The sequence below is a fragment of the Rhodoferax sp. genome (assembly GCF_037143375.1).
Classification (GTDB): domain Bacteria; phylum Pseudomonadota; class Gammaproteobacteria; order Burkholderiales; family Burkholderiaceae_C; genus Rhodoferax.
Window position 1 is genome coordinate 61618 of the sequence record NZ_JBAWYV010000005.1, and the last position, 7200, is coordinate 68817.

The window sequence follows — 7200 nt, forward strand, 5'->3', positions numbered from 1 at the left end:
AATCCGAATCAGCGGGTGACGAGATTAGCCGTGCTCCGGAGCTTGTCGACCAGCCCGTTAAGTTCTTCCAGCGAACCAAACTGGATGCTGAGTTCGCCCATTTCTTCCAGGCGCCCGGCCCGCTTGACGCGTTTTTTGACCCGGACTTCGACCGCGGCCATGAGCAGGTCTGACAGTTCTTCTTCGACCCGTTTGACGTCGCTGGACTTGGTTTGCCGGGGCTTGACAAAGGCCAGCGAGAAGTCGGCGCTGAGCTTCTTCACCAGGCTCTCGGCTTCGCGCACCGACATTTTTTTGGCGCTGATCTGGCTCGCTGCCGTGATCTGAGTCGCACGGTCCAGGGCCAGCAAGGCCCGGGCGTGGCCCATGTCGAGGTCACCCGCCATCAGCATGGTTTGCACCGGGTCGGCCAGATTGAGCAGGCGCAGCAAGTTGCTGGCGGCGCTGCGTGAGCGCCCAACCGCTTGCGCCGCAAGCTCGTGGGTGAGCCCGAATTCTTTCACCAGACGTTGCAGGCCCTGCGCTTCTTCTAACGGATTGAGGTCTTCGCGCTGGATGTTCTCGATCAGGGCCATGGCGGCGGCGGCCTCGTTGGGCACGTCGCGCACCAGCACCGGCACGCGCTCCAGGCCCGCCAACTTGGCCGCCCGAAAACGCCGCTCACCGGCAATGATTTCGAACTTGCCTTCGTTCACGCCGTCTTTGAGTTGGCGCACCAGAATCGGTTGCAGGATGCCCTGCGCCTTGATCGATTCGGCCAGTTCGTAGAGCGCACCTTCGTCCATCCGGGTGCGCGGCTGGTACTGGCCGGCCAACATGTCGGTGAGCAGCAGCGATGCCGGCAAGCCCGGACTGGTAGGGTTGCCCTCCGACGAGTCAAACGAGGCGGCCTCGTTCACATTGGGGCCGAGCAGCGCTTCGAGTCCACGGCCGAGGCCTTTGGGTTTTTTGGTAGCCATGTAAAACTCCTTTTTTATTGTGCGGGGCAAATGAGTTGCTTGAGCAGGTCCTGCCCTACCGGCCAGTGACCCAAGCCCGACTCGGCATTGATGTGACCGGCGTTTCCGGCATCTACCCACGCCGAGCCCCACGCGCGGGCAAACTGCCCGGCACGCTCGACAGGGCAATACGGGTCGTTGCGGCTGCCCACCAGCACGCTTTTGAACGGCAGCGGCTGCAACGGGATCGGTGACCAGCTGGTCAGTACTGGGCGCAGTTCTTCGCGCTCGGCGTCTGCTGGTGCCACCAGCAGCGCGGCTTTAACCAGGTGCGCATGGCGCGTGTGGCTGGCCCATGCCGCCACCAGCAGGCAGCCCAGACTGTGCGCCGCCAGCACCACCGGTGCTGGTTGCGACAACAGCACATCTTCCAGACGCGCAATCCAGTCGCCGCGCAAGGGGCGCAGCCAGTCGTGCTGGTCAACACGGCTGTAGCCAAAATCTCGCTCCCACAGACTTTGCCAATGGTCGGCGCCAGAGTTTTGCCAGCCGGGCAGGATCAGAACAGGGGTAGAGGTCATTTGCTATGGTTTCAGTAGCTGCTAGCGCACACCAAACGGGGGCTAGAGGCCAATTTATCTACATTTTCTCGATGCGCTCGACCATTTCCTGAGCAAAGGCAATAAAAGCCTGCGCGCCCTTGGATGAAGGATCGAACACCACGCCCGGCACGCCATAACTCGGCGCCTCGGCCAGACGCACATTGCGTGGAATCACAGTGTCAAACACCTTGCCGCCAAAGTGCGTCTTGAGTTGCTCGCTGACCTGCTGCTGCAAGGTGATGCGCGGGTCGAACATGACGCGCAGCAAGCCAATGATGGCCAGGTCTTTGTTCAGGTTGGCGTGCACCTGCTTGATGGTGTTGACCAGATCGGTCAGCCCTTCCAACGCAAAGTACTCGCACTGCATCGGCACGATCACGCCATTGGCGCAGCACAAACCATTGAGCGTCAACATCGACAAACTGGGCGGGCAATCAATCAGGATGAAGTCGTAGGCGCCGTCCACTTCGGCCAGTGCCAGCTTGAGGCGTTTTTCGCGCCGCTCCACATCCACCAACTCTACCTCGGCACCCGCCAGTTCCCGATTGGCGCCCAGAATGTCGTAGCCGCAACCCGCCGCGATCAGCTTCTCGCTCTTGACGATCGCCTCGGCCACGGTGGCGGACTCCAGCAACACGTCGTAAATGGTGAGTTCCAGTTTGCGCTTGTCTACGCCCGAGCCCATGGTGGCGTTGCCCTGTGGGTCCAGGTCAATCATCAGCACGCGCTGGCCGACCTTGGCCAGACCCGCGGCCAGGTTGACCGTGGTGGTGGTCTTGCCAACCCCCCCTTTTTGGTTCGCGATGCAGAAGATTTTTGCCATGGAGTGCTTTGAAGTAGAAACGAATACAGAGTGAAGAGATTAGTGTTTCACGTGAAACACAGGGGTGACTGTACGTGATGAAATCAGCACTTAGCGTGACAACGCCAGCTTGATGCCAAAACCAATCAGAAAAATGCCCGCCAGCTTTTCCAGCGAGCGCGAAATCATCGGATTGGCACGCAGGCGCTCCGCCAAAAAGTGCGTCAAAAACACCACGGTAATGCAATAGACAAAAGCCAGCACCGCGACCGTGATCGCCATGACACCAAACGTCACCATGCCCCGATGGTGCAAAGGATCAATGAACAAGGGAAAAAACGCCATGTAAAAAACAATGGCCTTGGGGTTGAGCACCGTGATGGTCATGGCCTGCTGAAAATAGTGGTGCGGCTTGATGTTGAGAATCGGAGCCGCCCCAGGTTTGGCCGTCAACATCTTGAAGCCCAACCACGCCAGATACGCCGCACCCAGCCACTGCACCGCCCCAAAAGCAGTTGGAGAAGTGGCCAATACCGCAGCCACACCCGCCACCGCCAACCACATCAGCACCTGATCACCCGCCATCAGCCCCAAGGTCGCAGCGACCCCGCCCCGCAGCCCGCCCTTGGTGGTGGACGTGATGATGGCCAGATTGCCGGGGCCGGGGATAAACAACAAGATGATGAAGGCCGCCACAAAAGCGCCAAAGTCGACGATGCCAAACATGGAGATTTTCTTTCGGGGTGAGACCTTGAGTTTACGTGACGAATTATTGGCTCACGCTGCTGGCGAACTACCGCCCCACCTTGGCGAGATATACCGAGAACGTGGCAAGCGGCACAGGGTCAGAACTAACACCAACACGTAATCAGAAGCGGGTCCAATTTCCCATCCGCTGGCGGCGTCTGAAACTCACGGCGTCCGAAGGGTACCGTAGAACGAAGGCGAGTCCAAGTGCAGTAAATGCCCTCCCCTTTAGACATGCAAACATATTCATCAGAGCGCGAGCCGCAAACCTGAATGCACCCCCAGCCGAACCCAGCCCGACTTAAACAGCGCGATGTTCCCCGCCCAGATCGCGCTTCACTTTCCAACTTAATAAGCAGAGCAACATAGGGCTGTTTAGCTCCCCTTTCCGCCCCGGCGGGGGTGGAGAGGGGTTGGGGGAGAGCGGGGGAAGATGCCAAAAAAATCATGTCTTTATGCCATGGAGAGTTCCGAACTTTCAAATCAAGACGTTTTTGTCATCTTCCCCCACTCACTCCCCCCGCCCTCTCTCGCCCCGCCGGGCGAAAGAGGGAGCCAACAGCCCTATGTCATCGCGCTGTTTAAGTTGAGTTGTGAAGCGCGATCTGGGCGGGGGGCTTGGCGCTGTTTAAAGCGGGCTGGCTTCGGGTGGTGATGCACTGACTGCGCTGGTTGCAGCGCATAACGCAATTCAGTCAGCCACTTTGCGCAGCCAGAGGATGCAGCGCTCGGCATCCAGACCGGGAACGGTCAGTTGTTCCACGTGAAACACTTTCACGTCTTGCGGCAAAACGGCAATCTCTTCAGCCGGGTGCTTGCCCTTCATCGCCATCCAGACGCCCTGCTCTGCCAGTGCCGCTACCGACCAGTTGGTGAAATCGAGCAGCGAAGCGAAGGCGCGGGAACTGATCACGTCGTACTTATTCGTCAAACTTTCAACCCGGGCGTGCAGGCCACGCAGGTTGGGCAAGCGCAAGGTGGCCGCCACTTGCTTGATGAAGGCGGCTTTTTTGGCCACTGTGTCCACGCAATCCACCGCCACTTCGGGACAACAGATCGCAATCACGATGCCCGGCAAACCGGCGCCCGAGCCGACATCCAGCAGCTTGGCTTTAGGCACTGGCGCAGCTGCATTCATCTCGGAAAGTTGCCGACGCAGCGGCGTGATGACCGCCAGACTGTCCAGCAGATGGTGCGTCAGCATCTCGGCCGGGTCGCGCACCGAAGTCAGGTTGTAGACCTTGGTCCACTTCTGGATGAGTTCCAAATAGTCCAGAAGATGCGAGATTTGAACGTCGCTCAAGTCCAGCGACAAATCCAGAACCCCTTGGCGCAGTTCTTTTTCAAGGTTGCGCATCAGACTTCTGCCTTGTCAGCGTCGCCCACATCAGGCACCGTAACGTCAGCGGCGGCGCCCTTGCCGGCTGAGACAAAACCTTTGAAGCTATTTTTCTTCAGGTGGATCAACAACAAAGAGATGGCCGCTGGCGTGATGCCCGAGATGCGCGAGGCTTGGCCCAAGGTTTCAGGCCGGTGCTTGCTCAGCTTTTGCCGGGCTTCGATGCTCATGGCCGACACCTGCAAGTAGTCCAACTCGTCCGGCAGCTTGAGGTGCTCGTAATGCGAGGCACGCTCGACCTCGTCTTTTTGGCGGTCAATGTACCCTGAGTATTTAGCCGTGATCTCCACCTGCTCAATCACCACCGCCGCAAAAACATCTTCCTCTGAAAGCGCACGCCCTGTTTCACGTGAAACAGTCGCATCGATTTCTGGGCTGGCGTACTTGCCATCACTCATGGACATCAAGCCGGCGTAGCTCACGTTCGGGCGTCTCAATAAATCCGCCAAGCTGTATTCGTGCTCCACCGCCTTGCCCAGCACGCGCTCGGCTTCCGCAGCCGCCAGGTTTTTGGGGCTGACCCAGAGCGAGCGCAGGCGTTCTGTTTCACGTGAAACAGCTTCCCGCTTCAAGCTGAAAGCCGCCCAGCGCGCATCGTCCACCAAGCCCAGTTTGCGCCCCACTTCGGTCAAACGGGCGTCGGCATTGTCTTCACGCAACTGCAAGCGGAACTCGGCGCGACTGGTGAACATGCGGTAGGGCTCGGTCACACCCTTGGTGATCAGGTCGTCTACCAGCACACCGAGGTAGGCCTCGTCGCGGCCCGGCACCCAGGTGTCTTGGGTCCATTGGGTTTTGGCGCCCGCTTGCAGCGCGGCGTTGATACCGGCAAACATGCCTTGGGCGGCGGCCTCTTCGTAACCGGTGGTGCCATTGATCTGGCCGGCAAAAAACAGGCCGCCTATCGCCTTGGTCTCGAAGCTGCTCTTGAGCTGCTGCGGGTCAAAGTAGTCGTATTCGATGGCATAACCGGGGCGCAGGATGTGGGCGTTTTCCAACCCCGCCATCGAGCGCACCAAGGCGTACTGAATGTCAAACGGCAAGCTGGTGCTGATGCCGTTCGGGTAGTACTCGTGCGTCGTCAGGCCTTCGGGCTCCAGAAAAATCTGGTGGCTGTCTTTGTCAGCGAAGCGGTTGATCTTGTCTTCCACGCTCGGGCAATAGCGCGGGCCCACGCCCTCAATCTTGCCGGTGAACATGGGGCTGCGGTCAAAGCCGCTGCGAATGATGTCGTGCGTGCGCTCGTTGGTGTGCGTCATCCAGCACGACATTTGCGCCGGGTGTTGCGCCACCCGGCCCATGAAACTGAACACCGGCATCGCCGCGCTCATGCCGCCGGGCATGCCGTCACCGGGCTGCTCGCTGCACTTGCTGAAGTCAATCGAGCGGCCATCCAGCCTTGGCGGCGTGCCAGTTTTGAGGCGCCCCTGCGGCAGCTTCAACTCTTTCAGGCGCGCGCTCAGACTGACCGCGGGCGGATCACCGGCGCGGCCCGCAGCGTAGTTGTTCAGCCCCACATGAATCTTGCCGTCCAGAAAAGTACCAGCCGTCAGCACCACGGTCTTGGAGCGGAACTTGATGCCCACTTGCGTCACCGCGCCAACCACCCGGTCGCCTTCAACCATCAGGTCATCCACGGCTTGCTGGAACAGCCACAGGTTGGGCTGGTTTTCCAGCATCCGCCGGATGGCCGCTTTGTAGAGCACGCGGTCGGCCTGGGCGCGGGTGGCGCGCACCGCCGGGCCTTTGCTCGAATTGAGAATACGAAACTGGATACCGCCCTCGTCGGTGGCCAGTGCCATGGCACCGCCCATCGCGTCCACCTCTTTCACCAGGTGGCCTTTGCCGATGCCGCCGATGGACGGGTTACAACTCATCTGCCCGAGGGTCTCGATGTTGTGGCTGAGCAGCAAGGTCTTGCAACCCATGCGGGCAGCGGCCAAGGCCGCCTCGGTTCCGGCGTGACCGCCGCCGACGACGATAACGTCAAATGTCTGTGGATAAAGCATGACCCTAATTTTACCGGGGGACCCCATTTTTGGTAACAATCAGGGCCATGAAACTCCTGATCTTTGCGGGCAGCACCCGCCTCCAATCTTTCAACCGGCAACTCGCGGCCAATGCGGCGACGCTGGCACGCGCTGCCGGCGCCGAGGTCACCCTGCTGGAACTGGCCACGCTGGACATCCCGCTCTACAACGCCGACCTCGAAGCGCGGGGCACGCCGCCCGATGTGATCCGACTCAAGCAGCTGATGTTTGCGCACCCGGCCTGGATCATCTGCTCGCCCGAGTACAACGGCAGCTACACCGCCCTGCTGAAAAACACCATCGACTGGGCGTCGAGCCCGGTCAAGGGCGACCCGGACTGGGCACGCGGCACCAAGCCCTTCGAGGGCAAAGTAGTCGGCCTGATGAGTGCCTCGCCCGGCGGTCTGGGTGGTTTGCGCTCGCTGAGTCACCTGAACCCGCTGCTGCAAAACCTGCAATGCTGGGTCGCGCCGCAGCAATATGCGCTCAGTGGCGCCGGTCAGGCGTTTGACGCGCAGGGTGAGTTGCAAGTGCCGGCACAGCGCCAAGGCGTTCAAGCGGTGGTCGATCAGGTGCTGTGGGCAAGCCAACGTTTAAGTGACGGTAGTTTGTAGGGCAAATAAGCCTCTAGCCCCGGCAGCCTCAAAAGTGAAGTGCAACACACCTTTAAATTTCCGATAAG

The 7200-nt window shown here is 60.0% G+C and carries 7 protein-coding genes; 1 reads left to right on the forward strand and 6 read right to left on the reverse strand.

Annotated elements, in window-relative coordinates; translation table 11 throughout:
• Positions 1–8: 8 nt before the first annotated feature.
• The 6 genes from WCG50_RS01790 to mnmG form a co-directional block, all read right to left on the reverse strand.
• Positions 9–959, reverse strand: coding sequence for a ParB/RepB/Spo0J family partition protein (locus WCG50_RS01790; RefSeq protein ID WP_336897844.1), 951 nt, complete (start codon positions 957–959; stop codon positions 9–11).
• Positions 960–973: 14 nt separating this feature from the next.
• The gene (locus WCG50_RS01795) at positions 974–1519 is read right to left on the reverse strand and encodes an alpha/beta hydrolase (RefSeq protein ID WP_336897845.1); all 546 of its coding nucleotides are present in this window, start codon (positions 1517–1519) and stop codon (positions 974–976) included.
• A 58-nt stretch (positions 1520–1577) separates the two neighbouring features.
• Entirely contained in the window at positions 1578–2363 is a 786-nt protein-coding gene (locus tag WCG50_RS01800) for a ParA family protein (RefSeq protein ID WP_336897846.1), read from the reverse strand.
• Between the two features lie 90 nt (positions 2364–2453).
• Positions 2454–3068, reverse strand: coding sequence for a LysE family transporter (locus WCG50_RS01805; protein WP_336897847.1), 615 nt, complete (start codon positions 3066–3068; stop codon positions 2454–2456).
• A gap of 712 nt (positions 3069–3780) precedes the next feature.
• Entirely contained in the window at positions 3781–4446 is a 666-nt protein-coding gene (gene rsmG, locus WCG50_RS01810; RefSeq protein ID WP_336897848.1) for a 16S rRNA (guanine(527)-N(7))-methyltransferase RsmG, read from the reverse strand.
• A complete protein-coding gene (mnmG, locus tag WCG50_RS01815; protein WP_336897849.1) occupies positions 4446–6497 on the reverse strand; it encodes a tRNA uridine-5-carboxymethylaminomethyl(34) synthesis enzyme MnmG in 2052 nt (683 codons plus the stop codon). Before mnmG ends, rsmG begins: the two co-directional genes overlap by 1 nt.
• Before the next feature lie 47 nt (positions 6498–6544).
• Here mnmG and WCG50_RS01820 point away from each other — a divergent pair, with 47 nt between their 5' ends.
• Complete coding sequence (locus WCG50_RS01820; RefSeq protein ID WP_336897850.1) at positions 6545–7132, forward strand: NAD(P)H-dependent oxidoreductase; 588 nt, start codon at positions 6545–6547, stop codon at positions 7130–7132.
• The last annotated feature ends 68 nt before the right edge of the window (positions 7133–7200 follow it).